Here is a 20,357-nt window from a genome sequence, read left to right on the forward strand (position 1 = left end):
AAGCTAGTCCACACCCAAATTGAATGAGTCAAATCAAAAATGGCGGCCGGCTGAAGGAGTTTCAACCGGCCGCCATTTTAAAGAGCGGGGTTTTCTTCCGGGGTTCTTCCGACAAGTCCTCACCTTCATATGCCCTAGTACATATTGTGAAGAAAGTAATCAAGAAGGATGGATGCGCCAATGACTCCTACAGCGGAACGAACCCCGCGGATTATCGCGGCTGAAATAAACACAATCAACCATCAGACCGGAAGGACTTTGCTGACTAACGCCATTGAGATCGGCGGGCGGCTGAAAGAAGCTAAGGCTCTGGTCAGGCATGGAGAATGGGGAAAATGGCTGGTTGAGTCAGTCCGTTATTCCCAGCGTTCAGCCGGAAGGTTGATTCAGCTATATGAGGCCTATGGCCCATTCCCTGATCTTGAAACCGATCCGAATTGGTCAGCGCTGTCTAATTTGACCTACACCAACGCCCTCATCCTTCTCGACGTTCCGGAAGAACTGCGGGCGGACTTTATCGCCCACAACGATGTGGAGAACATGTCTTCCCGGGAGCTTAAGCGGGCTGTGGGATTTACCGGGGCTGACGGAGACGGGGAGCATGCCCTGTCTCTGCCGAAACTAGACCAGGCCTTGCGGAAGATCGACGAACTGGAAAAGGCACTGAACTCCATGATCGCCAAAATCAGTGTCCTTGCCGACCAGGTCTGGAGCCTGGAGCAGAGGGTAGAGGAGGCATCGTCAAAATTCCGGGCAGGACGGAAGAGTGCTGCGGGGAAAGAGGCGAATTCGGAGGACAGCCCAAAAGAAGCAGCGCCGGCTGAGGCCCAAAACCTCCCAGCCGAGGGTCCGCCCATACCCGTTCAAGGCGCTGAATTTCCCGGATCCCCTCAAGTCCCCGAAATGACGGAGTCAGCCGCTCCGGAAGCGGTTCCTGCCAAAATCCCCTCTGCCTCCTCGCGTTCCTCAGCTCCCGTGCTCGTTACTTCTAATTTAACGGTGCCCGAGTTTCCCAAGTTTACAGCATCAGGATTTGAAAACGCCGATCCTGAATACTATACCCGGCAGGCCGAATCGCTGTTTAAATTTCACCGCAGCAATATTCGAAACTCCTTTGAGCAGCTCACCCTGTTGTTGACCGTGCTGACCAGGAAGGACAAGGAGATGAAGGAGAGACTGCGTAAGCAGCTCAAAGCCTTCCTGGAGAACATGGCCAAAAGCATCAGTCAATGGCCTCCCGGGATTAAAATGTCATAAATGCAATGGGTTAACCCTATTTGTAGAAGTTTTTCAATTGGCAAAAAATAGGATATTCCATTTTATCGGAGCCGCTCTAACGTCGGCGATTCTGCTGCGGGTACTCTTTTACAAAATCGAAAAAAGGGCCAAAGAGCTACAGCGCATAAATGGCGGAACCTATTTCCAAGCTGCTCATTTTCTTTGCTTTGTGGTAATTATTCTTGCTTTATGGGTTTTTCTGAATCCTATAAAACGAGTATCGACTATTTGGTGAGACTGACTAATAATAAAAAACCCTATCGTTAAAGCTTGAATATGGAAGCGAATACTCTTGAGGAGCCCGGTGCGGTAGTTGCAGCCACCAGTAGCTGCTCAGAGTCTATCTCGAAAAATCAGTAGCTTCCAAAGGCAGCTCCATTATTTCCTCCCGTCTTTTCTTTGTGATATTATAGCAGTGAGGTGAAGTTTGTGCCGAAAATATGGACTGTTTCTGAGTTGGTGGGCCGAATCAGTCAGGTCTTGCAGGAACATTGGGATTTACATAATTGTTGGATAAGCGGGGAACTGTCAAACTTTAAGTATCATCGGGCTTCAGGTCATTGGTATTTTACCCTTAAAGATGAGTCGTCGAATTTAAAAGGGGTAATGTTTAAGAGTCGGGCCGAACGAGTGCGTTTTCTTCCTTCTGATGGTCTAAAAGTTCTAATTCGTGGTAATATTCGTATGTATGAGCGAGATGGTACTATACAGCTTTATGCAGAGGAAATGGAACCCAGTGGGCTTGGTCAACTGTACTTGGCTTTTGAACAGTTGAAAAAGAAACTGGCTGAAGAAGGGTTGTTCGATCCCATTCGCAAGAAGAGTATACCACGTTTGCCAAGGCGCATTGGGATTGTAACAAGCCCGACGGGGGCAGCAATTCGAGATATTATTAATATTATTGAACGCCGACATCCGCGGATGTCCTGGATATTAGCGCCGGCTGCTGTCCAAGGTGAAGGGGCACCTTTTGAAGTGGCCCAAGCAATTGAGCGCCTCAACCGCCATGGGTCTGTCGATGTAATTATTGTCGGGCGAGGCGGAGGTTCTTTAGAAGAATTATGGGCTTTTAATACCGATATAGTTGCCCGTGCTATCGCCGCTTCGGTTATTCCTATTATATCAGCGGTAGGTCATGAAACCGATGTAACCATTGCAGATTACGTAGCAGATTTAAGGGCGCCGACCCCTTCAGCTGCAGCAGAGCTGGCTGTGCCCATTTTAGATGAGCTTCAGTTGTTAGTAGCTCAAATGAGCCTTCGGATGCGGGGGGCTATGGCAATTTTAATTGAACGGAAACGGCAGCAGATTGCCGGCCTTGCTAACAAAGGGCCCCTCAGAGACCCCTTCTGGCGAATAGATCAGAATCGTCAACGCTTAGATTCTTTGCAAATGCGCCTTCAAGAGGGGATGACTAGATTTGTAATCGATAAAAATGGTATACTAAATTTATTGGCTGCAAAGCTGGATTTACTAAGTCCTTTAGCGATTCTGGGAAGAGGCTACTCACTGGCTTATAAAGAAGACGGTACCTTGCTTCGATCAATTCATGACATTGAGGTTGATTCACATATACAAGTTCGTTTAAGCGAAGGGCGTCTAAGCTGCAGCGTTTTGGAGAAGGGGATTTAATTTATGAGTATAGATATAGAGACGGGGGATCTTTTTAATTTAGGGCATGATAAAGTAGAAGAAAACACAGCCGATGAGCCAAAATCCTTAGAGATGGGGCTTCAGAGTTTGGAAGAGATTGTAAGGACATTGGAACAGAAGGATTTGCCTTTAGAAAAAGCTCTGAACTTATTTAAAGATGGCGTAGGTCTCGTACAATATTGTTCACAAGTTTTGGATCAAGCTGAAAAACAGATGGAGATATTACTTGAAGGTTCAGATGGACAGTTGCAAATAAAGCCAGCTAGTTTTGATGGGAAGGATGAACGTTAGACGTGTTTAAGGAAACCTTTCAACGATATCTGACTATGATCGAAGAAACTCTGGCACAGTTGCCATGGAGAAAGAATAGTCTAGATGAGAGTATGTATTATTCCTTAATCGGAGGGGGAAAACGAATTCGCCCAGTGTTAGCGCTAGCCTCAGCCGAAGCTGTGGGTGGAAAACCTGAAAGTATCCTAAGAGCCGCTGCAGCTCTGGAACTTATCCACACCTACTCATTAATTCATGATGATTTGCCGGCGATGGATAATGATGACTATCGCCGGGGGAGATTAGCCAATCATAAAATTTACGGTGAGGCGGGAGCAATCCTGGCGGGAGATGCCCTCTTAACCTATGCTTTTGAACTGCTGGCCAGTCTAGAGCTGGGTCAACCGGAAAGGGAACTGCGGATTATTCGTGAAGTCGCTGTTGCTTCAGGGAAAGACGGCATGGTTAGAGGGCAGGTTGCGGATATAACCGCTGAGGGAAAAGTCCTTACTTTGCCTGAGATTGAAGAAATTCATAAGGGTAAAACTGGAGCCATATTGACAGTTTCGGCACGTCTCGGAGGAGTTTTAGGTGGTGGGTCTGAAGATGATATACAAGCACTTACTGATTATGCTCAAGCCTTAGGGTTAGCATTTCAGATAAAAGATGATATTTTAGATGTGATTGGGGACAGTGAAACTCTCGGTAAGCCGGCAGGGAGTGATCTGCGACAGGGTAAATCGACTTACGTTTCTTTGCTAGGGCTTGAGGGAGCATCAGAAGAATTGCATTCTCAAATTCTCAAAGCTCAAGCCGCAATTAAACCATTCGGGCAAAAGGGAAACTTTCTTAATGAGCTGGCACTTTATATTGAAGAACGCAAACACTAAAAGAGGTAGATATTATGCCTTTTTTTCTGGGAATTTTCCACAATACAATATTGATTTCGGCGATTACTGCCTGGTTTTCTGCCCAGTTCTTAAAAGTAATCGTTAATCTAATTGTAATAAGAAAACTAAATTTCTCATTATTTTTCAGCTCCGGTGGTTTTCCGAGTTCCCACTCTGCAATGGTGAGTGCATTGGCTTTAGGTGTTGGGAAATACCATGGCTGGGATTCGCCTATTTTTGCAGTAGCAGCTGTTTTCCTGATAGTTGTTTTATATGATGCTACCGGAGTCAGACGGGCTGCCGGAAAACAGGCCGAGGTTCTGAATAAATTGATTGAGTTTTTATATCATGGGCCGGATCTGGCTCAAAAACGATTAAAAGAACTGATTGGACATACTCCTTTCGAAGTTTTCGGAGGAGTTATTGTTGGGATAATAGTAAGTCTTCTGATTTAGGTTCTTTGCTTTGGATACAGCTTAATTACAAGGGGGAAGAAGGATGGGACTTCTTGAAAAGATCCAAGAACCTAAGGACTTGCGCAAGCTAGATTTCCAAGAGCTAAACCTGTTAGCGCAAGAGATTCGAGAAGAAATGATAAAAGTGGTCTCCAAAAACGGAGGGCATTTAGCGCCGAACCTGGGGGTTGTGGAACTAACCTTGGCGTTACATCGAATATTTAATAGCCCCCAGGATAAAATTGTGTGGGATGTGGGTCACCAGACCTATGTACATAAACTTTTGACAGGGCGATTAAGACAGTTTAAGACCATTCGTCAGTACAAGGGATTGTCAGGTTTCCCTAAACGAGGAGAGAGCCCTCACGACAGTTTTGAAACTGGCCATTCCAGCACATCCATATCAGCTGCTGTTGGTTATGCCAAAGCTCGGGATGTTCTGAGAGAAAAACACCATGTTGTGGCTGTCATTGGAGACGGAGCGATGACTGGTGGGATGGCTTACGAAGCCTTAAATCACGCGGGACATAGTGAAACAAACGTTATTGTAGTTTTAAATGACAATGAAATGTCTATTTCACCAAATGTTGGCGCTATGTCTACCTACTTGAACCGATTAAGGACGGATCCACTCTATGATAAGCGAAAAGAAGATCTGGAGTATCTATTAAAGCGAATTCCCGGGATAGGAAATCAAGTAGCAAAGCTAGCCGCTAAAGCTAAAGATAGCGTAAAATATTTACTTGTTCCCGGACTGCTTTTTGAAGAGTTAGGGTTTACCTATTTAGGCCCTATTGACGGTCATGATCAAGCCTGTGTAGAGCAAGTGTTAGATCAAGCTAAGAATAAGAAAGGGCCGGTTCTTGTTCATGTTGTGACTTGTAAAGGAAAAGGGTACAAACCGGCAGAAGAGAATCCGGATGTTTTTCATGGACTGGGCCCTTTTGATCCGGAAACTGGGAAAGTCATTAAAAAATCAGCTCCTCCAACCTACACCGCAGTTTTTGGAGAAACTCTTTGTAAGCTGGCTAAGGAAAATCCGAAAATTGTAGCGATTACTGCAGCAATGCCCAGTGGAACAGGTCTAAAAGAATTCGCTAGGGAATTTCCTGAACGTTTTTTTGATGTGGGGATTGCTGAACAGCATGCGGTGACATTCGCCGCTGGATTATCTTTCGGGGGCCTAAAACCTGTAGTCGCCATATACTCCACCTTTTATCAAAGAGCCTATGATCAGGTTTTGCACGATGTCTGTTTGCAAGGAGCCAATGTTGTTTTGGCAATTGACCGCGCAGGTATTGTCGGAGATGATGGCCCCACCCATCATGGAGTGTTTGATATATCCTTTTTTAGAATCATTCCTAACCTGGTCTTAATGGCTCCTAAAGACGAAAATGAGTTGCGTCATATGCTTTATACTGCACTAAAATATGACGGTCCGGTTGCCTTGCGGTATCCGAGATCAGTAGGGCAGGGTGTTGCGCAAGATGATCACTTAACCGAAATTCCTATCGGGAAAGCAGAAGTCCTGAGAGATGGCAGAGATGTAACTTTAATTGGCATTGGTCCAATGGTACATACTTGTCTCCAGGCGGCTCAAGAATTAAGTCAGCGCGGTGTAGACGCCGCTGTTATAAACTTGCGTTATATAAATCCCTTAGATCGTAAACTATTGTCCCACTATGCTCGGCTCACCAAAAAGATTATCACCTTAGAAGACCATTCCCTTAAAGGGGGCATGGGAAGCGCGATTTTAGAATTTCTTGAAGAAGAAGGGCTCAACGGAGTAACAGTTGAACGATTGGGATACCCCGGCTTTGTTGATCAAGGCTCAATTCCCCAATTGCTTTCGATTCATGGTTTATCAATAAAGGGTATTATGCAAGCCGCTGAACGGCTAAGGCTATTTCGCAGCGTTGCTCAGTCGTAAAATTTCTGCTCAAGGTTAAAGGACGGGATACAGTGGCTAAAGGGAAAGAACGAATTGATGTGTTAATGGTCAAGAATGGCTTGGCAGCCAGCCGTGAAAAGGCTAAAGCAATGGTAATGTCAGGGATTGTCTTTATAGCCGGCCAACGAGTAGATAAACCGGGGGTAGAAGTTTCTCTAGAATCTATCATTGAGTTGAAAGGGGAAATCCTGCCGTTTGTTTCGCGGGGAGGATTAAAACTGGCCAAAGCACTGGAGGCTTTTCCGATCTCTTTTAAGGATAAAGTAGTCGTAGATATAGGAGCTTCGACGGGAGGGTTTACGGATTGTGCTTTGCAAAACGGTGCAAAACGAGTATATGCAGTTGATGTAGGGTACGGGCAGTTAGACTGGAAACTGCGGACAGATCCTCGCGTTGTCTCCATGGAGCGAGTAAATGCACGTTATCTCTCTAAGGATACCTTGCCGGAGAAAGTTGATTGGGTTGTAACGGATGTTGCTTTTATTTCGGTTACTAAAATTTTTGGGGCAATGATAGCAATTCTTAAAGATGATGGACAAGTAGTAGCTTTGATCAAACCTCAATTTGAGGCCGGGCGAGAGCATGTGGGGAAAAAAGGCGTTGTAAGAGATAGCGGCGTTCATAAGCAAGTTATTGAGACAGTTCTAAGTCAGGCAGAAGGTATAGGATTTCGGGTCTTAGGGTTAAACTATTCACCAATTCGTGGACCAGAGGGAAATATTGAATATTTAGCTTGGTTAGGTTTGCAAAATGAAGAGGGAATAGATTGGCATTCAGAGCTGGAACTTGTAGTTCAAAAGGCTCAGAAAGAGACGGAATAGTATCTATGCAAAAAATTGTTGGTTTGTGGCGTAATATGAGTAAACCTGAAGCCCTGACCTTGGCGGTCAAGATTGAGGATTGGTTTCAAGCTCGTGGTTGGCAGGTTTTAACCGAGTGGGAAGATATTATTAAGCATAAAATAGAGTTTCTAATATCCCTGGGAGGGGATGGTACTCTTCTCCAGGCAGCCCGAGAAGCTTCAACCTATGGAATCCCTGTGATGGGAGTGAATTTTGGAAAACTGGGTTTTCTCTGTGAAATTGAACGAGAAGAAGTCTACAACGCTTTGGAAAAGCTTCTGCGGCAAGAATATCAAATTCAAGAGCGGTTGATGTTAAATGTAGTTGTTAACGGCGGCGGTCGAGACGGTGCTTCCTACAGGGTATTAAACGATGTGGTTTTTTCCAGAGAAGGCAGTGATGGAATCATTACATTGCAAGCAAACCTATCTGGAGAACCTTCCGTCAGCTATCCTGCAGATGGCTTGATAATATCTACTCCAACAGGATCGACAGCCTATTCACTTTCTGCCGGAGGGCCAATTGTCAGTCCAAATGTTCAAGCAATTTTGTTGACACCTTTAGCTGCACATTCTTTATCTGCTCGGCCTATGCTCGTTTCAAATGAGGAAGAAATCAAAATTATCTTGGCTAATGGAGAGAAATGTATGGTGACTTTTGATGGCAGGCAAAGCATCTTAATTTATGCAGATCAAGCAGTTGTCATCAAAACTGCGCCAACAAAAGCCTTATTGATTCGAATAGGTACACGTAGTTTTCCCCAGGTCGTTCGAGAGAAGTTAAGAGATCGTTGGCATGAGTAAGAATCAAGGCGCGATGTCGATGCTCCGGGCATGAATTCAGATAGTATACGCGGTGTTAGAGGTTGCGTCCAGCAGCCCACACTTTCGTGAAAGGAGGCTAGAGTATGAAAGCACGTCGCCAGATGAAAGTTCAAGAAATAATTACTAAGGAAATTATTCATACTCAGGAGGATCTTGCTGAAAGACTACGCTTAGCTGGCTTTGATGTTACACAGGCAACCGTATCTAGAGATATCAAAGAAATGGGCTTAATAAAAGTCCCCAGCCAAGGAGAAGAGTATCGCTATGCAATTCCAAGTGAAGCACATCCGGCAAACTTACAAGATCGTTTGAAGCGGTTGTTAAGAGAAGCTATGGTGTCTATTAATGACACAGATAATCTTATTGTAATACGCACGATACCCGGAAACGCCCATGCCTTAGCTGCAATTATGGATAACAGCAACTGGGAAGAGCTTATTGGCACTGTTGCAGGAGATGACACAATTCTTTTGGTAATTAAGCCAAAGGAGGCCGTTCAGACGGTTCTTGAAAGGATAAGCGCCTTGCTGGGATAGGAGGTATTTTATGCTCGCAGAGCTGCACGTGGAGAATTTTGGACTTATGGAGACAGTTCGAATGGATTTTGGTCGGGGCCTAACAGTGTTTACAGGAGAAACCGGCGCAGGAAAATCAATGTTGATCGACGCGTTGGGAGTTCTGTTAGGTGGGAGAGCCAGCATAGATTTTATCCGGCATGGGGAATCCCGGGCACGGATTGAAGGTGTCTTTGAGGATCTGGCCCCAGAGTATCTGCTTAGGCTCGAAGAAGCTGGCTATCCAGTTGAAGATGGACAGCTATTTCTTTTTCGAGAAATAAACTCTACGGGAAAAAACGTCTGCCGTGTTCAAGGCCGGTCAATTCCGTTAACTCTCTATCGTTCACTTTGTGTAGGGCTTGTAGATATTCATGGTCAAATAGAACATCTTTCTCTATTTCGCCCTGAAACCCACCAAAATCTTTTAGATGCCCTTGGAGGCCTTCAAGATGATGTTGATTTAGTGAGTAAAGCTGCCAGAGCCTACCAAAAGATTCTGCGCAAAGAACGTGACTTATCTATCTCGGAAGATGAGCGACAAAAGCGGGAAGAGGTGCTTGCGTTTCAAATTGAAGAGATTGAAAGGGTTAATCCAGTTCCTGGTGAAGAAGAAGATCTCTCTCAAGAAAGGAAACGACTCAGCAATGCAGAGAGAATTTCTAGTTTGGGCTCTGAGGCTTATGCGGCGCTTTATGAAGGTTCTTCTGGCAAACCATCAGCCTTTGATATGCTAGGCCTGGTGCGTAAAGCCCTGCAGGAACTGAATCGCTTAGATGAGAGTTTAAATGTCCATGACCAAATCGAATCTATCTATTACTCCTCCGAAGATCTGGCTGAACAAATCCGGGCATATCGTGATAATTTTGAGTTCGAACCTGGTAGGCTCGACCAGATTGAAGAGAGACTGATTCTTCTCAAAAAGCTAAAGAGATTTGGAGCCACAATTCAAGAAGTTTTAGCTAAGCGGGATACTATGCTTCGAGAACTGGATCAGATAACCCATGTTCAGGAACAATTCGAAACAATTAATCAAGAAAAGCGCGAAGCCCTCAAAGCTTATGAAAAAGTAGCAAAACAGCTAAGCTTAAAACGTCATGAAATTGCTAAGAACATTGAAAATGGACTGGCGCGTGAATTTGCTGATTTAGGTTTAGAGAAAAGTCGTTTTGAAGTCCGATTTACACCTAATGACGAGCCTACTACAGGTGGGCTTGAAACAGCAGAATTTTATTTTTCGGCTAATTTGGGAGAACCCCCCAAACCCTTGGCAAAAGTTGCTTCAGGTGGAGAAATGTCTCGTTTGATGCTTGCTTTAAAGAGTTTGCTGGCTAGAGTCGAAAGTGTGGGCACTTTTATCTTTGATGAGGTAGACAGTGGAGTCGGAGGCAGAACGATTCACCGAGTTGGTGAAAAATTGGCCAAGATTGCTCAAAATAAGCAGGTTTTCTGTATTACCCATGCAGCTCAGGTCGCGGCTTTTGCCGAAGCTCATTATGGTATCGTAAAAGAAGTAACTGGGAAAAGGACTCGGACTCGAGTTGATATATTATCTGAGAATGAGCGTATTGAAGAACTTGCCAGAATGCTCGGAGGCGGAGAAATAGAAATAGCTCGTAAACATGCCCAAGAATTATGGCAGCGATCAGGGCGAGGGTTAACCTGAGGTATGAGGCATGGGTACATTCTTCGATTTTTTTGAGATTGCGTAATTATAATTATGCAATCTTTTTATTTTGTCTAAACTGGAATTGTTTTAGTGAATCTGGAACACATTTGTCAGGATGAAAAAGAAGTGATTTGGATAATTTAAGATTAGAATTTCGAAACAACAACTTCACTAACTTATTATATTGACCGCTCTATAAACGAGGAAAAAGGGGAGATTAAATGGGGAGAATAGAGTGGAGGATGATAAGAGAGTGAAAAAAAGAAGTGTATTATTAGTGATCAGTCTCTTGTATTGCACCTTCCTTCAACTATTAGTAGAATTACCTCAAATGCATCAAGCTCAAGTTAGTCAATTAGAACCAAGCCTAAGTGGAGTTTGGTCAAAAGTTATTCAAATTGAAAAAACTTCATCTGTTTCTGCTTCTTCTTCAAGTTTATCTAATTCACAGGTTTCGCAAAAGCTGGATATAGCTTATAAGCTCTTTGGTATCTTTCCACTAAAGACGGGAGAAGTAGAAGTAATGAGTCCTATGTCATTAATTCCTGGAGGCCAATCGATTGGTGTTACCTTGCAGACAAAAGGAGTTATGGTTGTAGGACAGGCCCCGGTAGTTGATAAGAATGGAAAGAATTCTTTTCCTGCCAAAGATGCCGGGATTCAAGTAGGAGACATTTTGTTGAAAATTGAAAACCAAGACGTTAAAACGGACCAAGAGGTGTCCAATGCAATTGATGCTGCAGGTAAACAAAAAGGAACCGCAACTGTGTTGTTTAAACATCAAGAACAAATGGTTGAAAAGGTAGTCACTCCAATTTATTGTGTTGAGACTGGAAGGTATAGAATGGGCTTATTTGTTCGCGATGAAGCTGCAGGTGTCGGAACCTTATCCTTTATCAACCCAGCAAACAATTTATATGGTGCTTTAGGTCATGTAATTACCGATGCAGATACTAATCAGAAAATAGAAGTTTATAATGGTAAGGTAATTGCCTCAACAATTTACGCTATTGAAAAAGGTAAACGTGGTCATCCGGGTGAGAAAATCGGTTCCTTTGTTCCTAACTCTAGTTTTAGTGGAACTATCGAAAAAAATACTATGACAGGTATTTTTGGTAAAATGAATGGACAAGTTGAAAATCCTTATTTCAAGGAAGCCATTCCGGTTGGATGGGAGTCAGAAGTAAAAGTCGGTCCCGCTAAAATATATACGGTAATAAAAGGAGAAAAGATTGAGGAGTTTACTGTTAATATCGATCGAGTTATGCATAATCGAACTGACAGTAAAAATATGATTATTAGAGTAACCGATCCTAGGTTGCTTGAGGTTACAGGAGGTATTATTCAAGGAATGAGCGGAAGTCCAATTGTGCAAGATGGCAAGCTAATTGGAGCAGTGACTCATGTATTTGTGAATGACGCTCAACGAGGGTATGGAGTGTTTATTCAGAACATGATCAATGACAGTTCTATGCGCGATAAACAGGAAGCAGCTTAAGTAATTGAATCAGAGCAGCCATTTCGGCTGCTCTGATTCAATTTCGAAATAAAAAGTTAAATTTCTCGCTTGAAAAGCAGGAGTATTAAAACAGTTGTCGAAAATATAAACTGAAAGCGGCAGAATGAGGGGGATCCTGGGAAATGCAAAGGCCTATACGTGTCTTATTGGCAGATGACAACCGAGAATTTGTCGAGGTGGTCAAGGAATATATTGAACGGCAGGAGGATATGAGCCTTGTAGGGGTAGCATATCATGGAAATGAGGCTCTAGAATTAATTTCTCGGGAGGAACCTCATGTTGTGCTATTGGATATCATAATGCCCCATCTGGATGGATTAGGTGTATTGGAAAAACTTCAGAATGCATCCCTTAGACCTAAGATTATTATCTTAACTGCTTTTGGGCAGGAATCCATGACTCAGCGGGCAGTCAGCCTTGGTGCAAATTATTACATTTTGAAACCCTTTGATTTAGAGATTCTGGGGAAACGAATTCGTCAATTACAAGATGATTTTTCTAGTACCTTAAATAGTGCTTCCAATGGCAACAGAGCAGGTGCCATGAATTCGAGCGCTACTACAAATCCTAATATTAATACAGCGTCTAACAATAATCTAAACTTAAGTTCAAGTTCACAGATTTCCACCGGAATTTTACCACCTACTTCGAAAAATCTTGAAGTAGAAGTTACAAGAATGATTCACCAAATGGGTGTACCGGCCCATGTCAAAGGGTATCAGTATTTACGAGATGCAATTGTAAATGTAGTAACTGATGTATCCTTGCTGGGAGCAGTGACAAAAGAGCTCTATCCAATGATTGCCGTAAAATATCAGACAACTCCCAGTCGAGTTGAAAGAGCTATTCGTCATGCCATTGAATTAGCTTGGGATCGCGGAAATGTGGATTTCATGAATCGCTTTTTTGGTTATACCATTAATGTGGATCGCGGTAAGCCTACTAATTCAGAGTTTGTGGCAATGGTTGCTGACAAACTGCGGATGTCGATAATGTACTAGAAGGAAGCAAAGAGTTAATAATGGGTAAAGAATTGACATGAGAGAATACTAAATCTTTTAAACTTTAGTTTAAAAAGACTTAGTATTTTTCTTTTATTCAAGATGGTTTATGGCGAGGATTAAAGGGATGCTGATAATGTCTTTAAGATGTTGAATTTTCTCTAAAATATAGGGTAAGATGGAATTAAAGGAACTAAGAGAGGGAGAATATTATTGGAAAAGGACAATTTACTGGAAGAATACCTGGAGGGGGAAGTTATATTAGAGGGGCGCATAATTCGAGTTGAACGGGATTCTGTGCTCTTGCCAAATGGGCATGTGTCAACGCGTGAGGTGGTTAGACATCCTGGCGCAGTGGGCGTAATTGCTGTATTGGATCAAGAAATACTTTTGGTGCGTCAATATCGATATGCAATTGCTCAAGAGACCTTAGAAATCCCTGCAGGAAAACTGGATGCTAATGAATCTCCTCTGGAATGTGCTAAACGGGAACTACGTGAAGAAACAGGTTATAGAGGCAGCATGGAAGGAGTTAGTACCTTTTATACCACACCAGGGTTTACGGACGAGGTTATGCACCTATTCTTGGCTCGAGATTTAATTTGGGATCCCCTAAAACCGGATGAGGACGAATTTTTACGAGTAGAAAGAATTCCCTGGGATAAAGCAGTGCAAATGGCGCGGAAGAACCTGTTCAAAGATGCCAAAACTATCCTTGGGATACTGCTTCTTCAAGGTCAAATTTGATGGTCTTTGCAGATCTGCACATTCATATCGGTCAAAGCCTTGATGGGAAATGTGTGAAAGTTACTGGGGCAAAGTCATTAACACTGCCCAATATTATTCATATAGCCAGAGAAGTAAAGGGGCTCTCCTTAGTTGGGATTGTAGATTCTCATTCCCCAAGCGTCCAAGGGGATTACAAGGCTTTACTTGCCTCAGGGGATATGAAACCCCTTTCAAGTGGAGGATATTCCTGTAAAGGTTTAGTACTGGTTCCAGGACATGAAATTGAATTACAGGTGGGAGAAGGGAACGCTCATTTATTGGCCTACTTCCCATATATCGAGCAAGTAGAACAATATGTTCGCTCTATAAAGAATTGCATCAAGAACTGGCAGTTGAGTACCCAGAAAGGCTACCTTCCAATCGATTTATGGTTAGAAGCTGTTAGCCAGGCAGAGGGAATCTGGTTTCCAGCCCATGTTTTCACACCCCATAAAGGTATTTACGGAAATTGTTGTCGGCGCTTAAGAGATGTCCTGCCAACCTTGCCTAATGCTATAGAAATTGGCCTTAGTGCTGATCGAAGTATGGCTGAGAGCGTCAGCGAACTTGATTCAATGGTAATGTTCAGTAACTCAGATGCTCACTCTCTGCCTAATATTGCCCGAGAGTATAACTCATTTACCCGGACTGACCTCTCTTTTGGAGGATTGTTGGATTTGGTCAGTAGAAAAACCAAAGGAGTAATTCAAAATTACGGCTTGCCCCCGAAAATTGGGAAATATCATCGAACCTATTGTTTGACATGTGAGAAAGTGGTTCCTAACCCTGCCCCACAGCTGACATGTCCGAGATGCGGAAGCCGACAGGTGGTTATGGGAGTCTTAGATCGCTTATTAAGTATAGCTGACCGTCCAATCGGTAAACATGATGTTTCAACCTATGTTCATCAAGTTCCCTTGAGGCAGCTCCCTGGAATTGGAACTAAAATGTATGAGCGTTTATTAAAGGCCTTTGGTACGGAAATGGCTATAATGCATCAAGTTGAATTTGAAGAATTGCAGTCCATTGCGGGTGAAAAAGTCGCGGCTTGGATTATTAAAGCACGCCATGGAGAATTAGTAGTAGATGCCGGTGGTGGAGGACTATTTGGCAGAGTTGTGGACATACTTTCCTATCCTATGGAATAAAATCTTTTAGGGGCTAGGGGAGGGATATAAAGTATGTGGAAACAGCTTGGCGAACACATTCGGCAATATTGGGTTATTTATCTTACGCTTTCCAGTGTTTATCTTGCGGGTATAGTTTTTGGGGGAGTAGGGGTTAATGCTTTAGGGGTTTCCGAAACCTCTCAATTAGGAAATTTTTTAGAGACACTTTTGAAAAGTCAACCAACAACATTTGAGCCTGCCTTTCTAGGACAGTTGGCCAGGGATATGTTCATTATGATGGCTGGAATTTGGATCTTAGGGCTTACGATTATTGGTGCGCCATTAATCTATTTGATTGTTTTTACTCGAGGATTCATTTTAGGCTTTACAATTAGTTTTATTATTGGTGCCAAAGGTACGCTAGGAATCGCTCTGGTATTAACGACTATGTTTGTACCAACAATATTTGCTATTCCTTTATTGCTGCTTGGGGCGGGGCTGGCTACAATCTTTTCATTTCTATTACTCCGTGGTAAAGCTAGAGGAGAGTCTTTGAGAAGGGAGTTTTTATATTATACTGCAGCAGCTGCCTTTGTTTCTGTGGGTGCTGTTGCTGTGGGAGTTGCACAAGGGTATTTTTCAATCCTTGGTTTGCGCTTTTTCCATCTTTAAGTGATTATTATTAGATACCAAGGTAACATATGGGCAATTCTAGGAAGCTACAGATTTCAAGGGCTTGCTATCGGGACAAGAGTTGCATTATAATACAACTATCAAGTGATTCTTAGCTACAGATGGAGTTTGCCTAAGCGGAATACTTACTCCACCTAAAGTTTAGAAGAACTTATCCAGGGGACGCAGCAGACGTTATCTCATCCTCACCGCTAAAGTTGTTCTGTGTAGTTTGCGGTTCGGCGAAAGCAACCTGCGCCGTTATGTTTTTCTTTGAAGCAGGCGGCTTGGGCGAAACCCTCACCCGGGTTTCGTCACCGGATGCTTTCGTGCTTATAGAAGATGGGAGTCTTACGACTGGTAGTCATCGGATAAAAGTGCTAATGAGTGAGATGGAGGTTTAATCATGCTGATTGGAGTACCGAAAGAGGTTAAAAACAATGAGAGTCGTGTAGCTATTACTCCGGCAGGAGTCCACGCGTTTACTTTAACTGGGCACAAAGTGTTCGTGGAAAAGGAAGCTGGAGAAGGAAGTGGCATTACCGATCAACAGTATATGGATGCTGGTGCTCAGATCGTTGATTCAGCCGAAGAAGTTTGGACAGCTGATATGATTATTAAGGTTAAGGAACCGGTTCAGGAAGAATACGGGTATTTTAAAAAGGGACAAATCCTATTTACTTATTTGCATCTAGCTAAAGAACCCGAATTAACCAAGATGCTCATGGAGAAACAAGTCGTCGCCATAGCCTACGAAACCATTCAATTAGATAATGGGTCACTGCCTTTGCTTATTCCGATGAGTGAAGTAGCAGGTCGTATGTCAATACAAATTGGAGCTGAATTATTAGAAAAACCCAAAGGTGGCAAGGGAGTTCTACTAGGTGGAGTTCCTGGGGTAACCCCTGCTAATGTAACCATCATTGGAGGGGGAATTGTTGGAACGAATGCAGCCAGGATGGCTATAGGCCTAGGTGCAGGAGTTACAATTGTGGAAAAGAGTACACAAAGACTAAGAGACATTGATGAAATGTTTAACGGCAGAGTTAGAACATTAGCGTCTAACCCGTTCAATATTGCCAACAGTGTTGCTAAAGCCGATTTGCTCGTTGGCGCTGTACTTATACCAGGTGCCCGGGCGCCGCATTTAGTTACTGAAGATATGGTTCAAGCAATGTCACCAGGCAGTGTTATCGTTGATGTTGCAATTGACCAAGGGGGAAGTATTGCGACTATTGATCGTGTTACAACTCATGATGATCCCACTTTTATTAAATATGGTGTTGTTCATTATGCCGTTCCCAATATTGCCGGAGCAGTTGCTCGAACATCAACTTTTGCTCTGACTAATGTAACCCTTGGGTATGCTCTTGAGATTGTTAATAAGGGTTATTTCAAAGCGATTCAAGAAAATAGATCCTTACGTAAAGGGGTCAATGTCATTAATGGTAAGTTGACCTATAAAGCTGTCGCTCAATCACTCAACATAATGTATACCCCCTTAGAAGAAGCCCTCCTCTAATTGATATTAGATCAATAGAATAATAGCTAAAGAGTAGAGTATTGTTTATCGAGTGGAATCCGTAAAGGAGTTTCACTCGATTTTTATTTGGACCGATTTAATTTGCGGTTCGTCTTTTTTTAGGATAAGGACAATCCGGAAGCGCATAGGTTTTAGAGATAGGGGGGAGCGTGATGCTACCAACAAGACACTGGTTGGATTTTTTTCTATATATCGGAAGAGTTTTTTTGCTTTTAATTTTACTTGCCGTGTTGCTGCCCAAGCTAGTCGCAGTGTGCAATAGCTTAATGTCTACTCTGTTACATAATGATCAGAATCCACATGGAAATCCTATAAGGGTGGAAACAATTCTTTCCAGAGAGTTACACGTTTGATAGAATCCCTAAGAACAAGGAAAATCCCCTGCCTGTGTAGAACAATGTAAGAAAGGGGGGATAAGAAGTGACCTCCGAAGAAAAGCTATTAAAAAAGTTCTTAACATATCTTCAGGTTGAGCGAGGGCTTTCGGAGAACACAAGGCAGGCGTACGAACGTGATTTGCGTCAGCTAAGGATTTATCTAAAGGAACGGGGAACAGACCTTCTGGCATGTGAGGGAAATGACTTATTCTTGTTCCTATTACTATGTAAAGAAAATGGAAAATCACCTCGAACTATTGCACGTTGTAATGCAACTATACGAGGATTTTTTGCTTTTTTACTAGACGAAGGGCAACGTCAGGATAATCCAACGACCTATTTAGTAACTCCAAAGTTAAATCAACAACTACCAAAGGTGTTGTCAGAAGTGACGCTGGACAAACTACTAAAATCAGAGGAGGAATCGGATCTTTCACTCCGGAATCTGGCCCTCTTAGAGGTTCTCTATAGCTGTGGACTTCGAGTTTCAGAATTGATTGGATTGCATTTGTCAGATGTTTCATTGGATGTTGGCTATGTACGTTGTATTGGTAAAGGAAATAAGGAGCGTATTGTTCCTTTAGGCGAACAGGCTATTCAAGTATTAGAGAGTTACTTAAGTGGATCACGAAAACGTTTGTGTGGAAAAAAGACTACCGATATTCTTTTTTTAAATGCTCATGGTCGAGCTCTAACACGACAAGGAGTGGTTTATATTCTAAAAAAATGGGGAAAAGAGCATAATCTTGAGCAATCAATTTCCCCTCATATGTTTCGGCATAGTTTCGCAACTCATCTTTTGGATCATGGAGCTGATCTGCGTTCAGTTCAAGAAATGCTAGGTCATGCGGACATTGCTACCACACAAATTTATACCCATTTGACAAGGCGTCGCTTGTTAGATGTTTTTCAAAAAGCTCATCCACGAGCGAATTATAAGCTTAAGGAGTGAAGGAAGGTATGCCTCGGAGAGTAATAATAATTGTTTTAGACAGTGTGGGAATTGGTGAAATGCCTGATGCAGTGAAGTATGGTGATGTGGGAAGCTACACCCTGGGCAATATTGCTCATCAGCGCGGGGGACTTAAGCTGCCCCATCTCCAAAAACTTGGTATCGGGAATATTAATTCTATCACAGGAGTTCCGGCTACCCCTAACCCCTTGGGGAACTATGGGAAAATGGCGGAACGATCTTTAGGGAAGGATACAACAACCGGGCATTGGGAGATGGCAGGGGTGATTTTAGAGAGAGCCCTTCCGACCTTCCCTAAAGGTTTCCCTAAAGAGTTTATTGACAGTTATGAGCAAGCTATCGGGAGAAATGTGATGGGTAATGAAGTTGCCTCCGGGACGGAAATTATTCAGCGCCTTGGGGAAGAGCATGTTCGGACAGGAAAACCCATTGTCTATACCTCAGCAGACTCAGTTTTTCAAGTGGCTGCCCACGAGGAAATCATTCCTTTACCGGAGTTAATGCGGATTTGTCAGATTGCCAGGGATATGCTAACTGAGGAATTGCAAGTAGGACGTGTGATAGCGAGACCGTTTCTGGGTAAACCCGGAAACTTTTATCGAACTACCAATCGGCATGATTTTGCCCTAGAACCTCCCCATAAGATATTGTTGGAATATATCAAGGAACGTGGGTTGGAAGTCTCTACGGTAGGAAAGATCAAGGATATTTATGCTGGTCGGGGCGTTACCAGTTCAGTACTTACTAAAGGGAATATGGATGGTGTCAATAAAATCTTAGAGTTTATGTCTAAGACAGAGAAAGGTCTAATTATGGCTAATCTCGTTGACTTTGACATGTTATATGGACACCGCAATGATGTGGAGGGGTATGGTAAAGCCTTAGAGGAATTTGATGAGCGTTTGCCCGAAATAATTCAAGAATTGCGTTCAGAGGATATGCTGGTTATTACAGCTGATCATGGGTGTGATCCAACCCACCCTGGATCAGATCACACAAGGGAATATGTACCGCTCTTAGTTTTGGGTCCTAATTTGTCTAGAGGAGTTAATCTCGGTGTGAGGTCGACTTTCGCAGATCTAGGAGCCACCGTTGCAGAATACCTGAATACTGAACCGTTGCTCAATGGAAAAAGTTTTTATGAAGAGATAGGGAATACAGGAGGATGATTCAATGATTTCCGAGAATGAATACAATTCGAAATTAGACGAAGTGCGTAAATATATTGCAGATAGAGTTTCCTCAAAACCTGGGCTTGGAATTATCTTAGGCTCGGGATTAGGAGCTTTTGCGGATCTTGTCAAAGATAAAGTAACAATCAGATATAAAGATATTCCCCATTTTCCTGTATCGACAGTAGAGGGACATGCCGGGCAATTAGTTTTTGGCAAGGTTGAAGAACGGGAAGTAGTGATAATGCAAGGGCGCTTTCATTATTACGAAGGTTACACTATGCAAGAAGTAACCTTTCCAGTTCGAGCAATGCAAGTTTTAGGAGTGACCGGACTGATTGTTACTAATGCTGCAGGTGGTATAAATCAGGAATTTCGGCCAGGGGATCTAGTCATCATTAAAGATCATCTCAACATGTTAGGGGATAATCCCTTACGTGGTTCGAATCTATCAAATTTAGGGCCGCGTTTCCCAGACCTTAGTGATGCCTACAATTCCGAGTGGCGTAAAAGAGCCTTATCGATTATGCAGGAATATGGTATTCAGCCTCACGAAGGGGTATATGCGGCAATGAGCGGGCCCAGCTATGAAACCCCTGCCGAGATTCGTCATTTGAGAGTAAGTGGTGCTGATATGGTCGGCATGAGTACAGTTCCCGAAGTCATTGTTGCCAATCATGGCGGAATGAAAGTTTTAGGGATTTCCTGTGTAACGAATATGGCGGCAGGCATTTTGCCGCAAAAGTTGAGTCATGCCGAAGTTATGGAAACTGCTGAACGGGTTGAGAAAAAATTCGTTGATTTTGTACAAGGTCTCCTGAGAGTACTGTAAAAAGT

20 protein-coding genes are annotated in these 20,357 nt (G+C 43.1%); all 20 read left to right on the forward strand.

What is annotated here, in order from left to right; translation table 11 throughout:
• The first annotated feature begins 180 nt into the window (after positions 1-180).
• The 20 genes from DESMER_RS04965 (at position 181) to DESMER_RS05065 (ending at position 20,352) form a co-directional block, all read left to right on the forward strand.
• On the forward strand, positions 181-1,257 hold the full coding sequence (locus DESMER_RS04965; protein WP_014901974.1) for a DUF3102 domain-containing protein: 1,077 nt from the start codon (positions 181-183) through the stop codon (positions 1,255-1,257).
• A 37-nt stretch (positions 1,258-1,294) separates the two neighbouring features.
• Positions 1,295-1,513, forward strand: coding sequence for a hypothetical protein (locus DESMER_RS04970; RefSeq protein WP_042333397.1), 219 nt, complete (start codon positions 1,295-1,297; stop codon positions 1,511-1,513).
• 194 nt (positions 1,514-1,707) lie between these two features.
• Positions 1,708-2,910 carry an exodeoxyribonuclease VII large subunit gene (gene xseA, locus DESMER_RS04975; protein WP_014901975.1) on the forward strand — a complete coding sequence of 401 codons (1,203 nt, stop codon included), beginning with the start codon at positions 1,708-1,710 and terminating at the stop codon, positions 2,908-2,910.
• Between the two features lie 3 nt (positions 2,911-2,913).
• Positions 2,914-3,222 (forward strand): exodeoxyribonuclease VII small subunit, encoded by a 309-nt coding sequence (gene xseB / locus DESMER_RS04980; protein WP_014901976.1) that lies wholly within the window; start codon positions 2,914-2,916, stop codon positions 3,220-3,222.
• A gap of 2 nt (positions 3,223-3,224) precedes the next feature.
• On the forward strand, positions 3,225-4,091 hold the full coding sequence (locus DESMER_RS04985) for a polyprenyl synthetase family protein (protein WP_014901977.1): 867 nt from the start codon (positions 3,225-3,227) through the stop codon (positions 4,089-4,091).
• Positions 4,092-4,105: 14 nt separating this feature from the next.
• Complete coding sequence (locus DESMER_RS04990) at positions 4,106-4,546, forward strand: divergent PAP2 family protein (protein WP_014901978.1); 441 nt, start codon at positions 4,106-4,108, stop codon at positions 4,544-4,546.
• Between the two features lie 43 nt (positions 4,547-4,589).
• Positions 4,590-6,476 carry a 1-deoxy-D-xylulose-5-phosphate synthase gene (gene dxs, locus DESMER_RS04995; protein ID WP_014901979.1) on the forward strand — a complete coding sequence of 629 codons (1,887 nt, stop codon included), beginning with the start codon at positions 4,590-4,592 and terminating at the stop codon, positions 6,474-6,476.
• Between the two features lie 32 nt (positions 6,477-6,508).
• On the forward strand, positions 6,509-7,318 hold the full coding sequence (locus tag DESMER_RS05000; protein WP_014901980.1) for a TlyA family RNA methyltransferase: 810 nt from the start codon (positions 6,509-6,511) through the stop codon (positions 7,316-7,318).
• A gap of 5 nt (positions 7,319-7,323) precedes the next feature.
• The gene (locus tag DESMER_RS05005; protein WP_042333399.1) at positions 7,324-8,142 is read left to right on the forward strand and encodes an NAD(+)/NADH kinase; all 819 of its coding nucleotides are present in this window, start codon (positions 7,324-7,326) and stop codon (positions 8,140-8,142) included.
• 104 nt (positions 8,143-8,246) lie between these two features.
• Complete coding sequence (gene argR / locus DESMER_RS05010; protein ID WP_014901982.1) at positions 8,247-8,699, forward strand: arginine repressor; 453 nt, start codon at positions 8,247-8,249, stop codon at positions 8,697-8,699.
• Between the two features lie 10 nt (positions 8,700-8,709).
• On the forward strand, positions 8,710-10,383 hold the full coding sequence (gene recN, locus DESMER_RS05015) for a DNA repair protein RecN (RefSeq protein ID WP_014901983.1): 1,674 nt from the start codon (positions 8,710-8,712) through the stop codon (positions 10,381-10,383).
• Between the two features lie 256 nt (positions 10,384-10,639).
• Entirely contained in the window at positions 10,640-11,884 is a 1,245-nt protein-coding gene (gene spoIVB, locus DESMER_RS05020) for a SpoIVB peptidase (RefSeq protein WP_042334280.1), read from the forward strand.
• A gap of 143 nt (positions 11,885-12,027) precedes the next feature.
• Positions 12,028-12,906: a sporulation transcription factor Spo0A gene (gene spo0A, locus DESMER_RS05025; RefSeq protein WP_014901985.1), complete on the forward strand. Its 879-nt coding sequence runs from the start codon at positions 12,028-12,030 to the stop codon at positions 12,904-12,906.
• 213 nt (positions 12,907-13,119) lie between these two features.
• Positions 13,120-13,653 (forward strand): NUDIX domain-containing protein, encoded by a 534-nt coding sequence (locus DESMER_RS05030; protein ID WP_014901986.1) that lies wholly within the window; start codon positions 13,120-13,122, stop codon positions 13,651-13,653.
• Complete coding sequence (locus DESMER_RS05035) at positions 13,653-14,822, forward strand: endonuclease Q family protein (RefSeq protein ID WP_014901987.1); 1,170 nt, start codon at positions 13,653-13,655, stop codon at positions 14,820-14,822. Before DESMER_RS05030 ends, DESMER_RS05035 begins: the two co-directional genes overlap by 1 nt.
• A gap of 33 nt (positions 14,823-14,855) precedes the next feature.
• Complete coding sequence (locus DESMER_RS05040; RefSeq protein ID WP_014901988.1) at positions 14,856-15,455, forward strand: stage II sporulation protein M; 600 nt, start codon at positions 14,856-14,858, stop codon at positions 15,453-15,455.
• 406 nt (positions 15,456-15,861) lie between these two features.
• Complete coding sequence (gene ald, locus DESMER_RS05045; RefSeq protein WP_014901989.1) at positions 15,862-16,977, forward strand: alanine dehydrogenase; 1,116 nt, start codon at positions 15,862-15,864, stop codon at positions 16,975-16,977.
• Positions 16,978-17,418: 441 nt separating this feature from the next.
• Positions 17,419-18,327 (forward strand): site-specific tyrosine recombinase XerD, encoded by a 909-nt coding sequence (gene xerD, locus DESMER_RS05055; protein WP_014901991.1) that lies wholly within the window; start codon positions 17,419-17,421, stop codon positions 18,325-18,327.
• Positions 18,328-18,335: 8 nt separating this feature from the next.
• A complete protein-coding gene (locus DESMER_RS05060; RefSeq protein WP_014901992.1) occupies positions 18,336-19,517 on the forward strand; it encodes a phosphopentomutase in 1,182 nt (393 codons plus the stop codon).
• A 4-nt stretch (positions 19,518-19,521) separates the two neighbouring features.
• On the forward strand, positions 19,522-20,352 hold the full coding sequence (locus tag DESMER_RS05065) for a purine-nucleoside phosphorylase (RefSeq protein WP_014901993.1): 831 nt from the start codon (positions 19,522-19,524) through the stop codon (positions 20,350-20,352).
• Positions 20,353-20,357: the final 5 nt, after the last annotated feature.

Origin of the sequence: Desulfosporosinus meridiei DSM 13257, from assembly GCF_000231385.2 — a bacterium.
Taxonomy (GTDB): domain Bacteria; phylum Bacillota; class Desulfitobacteriia; order Desulfitobacteriales; family Desulfitobacteriaceae; genus Desulfosporosinus; species Desulfosporosinus meridiei.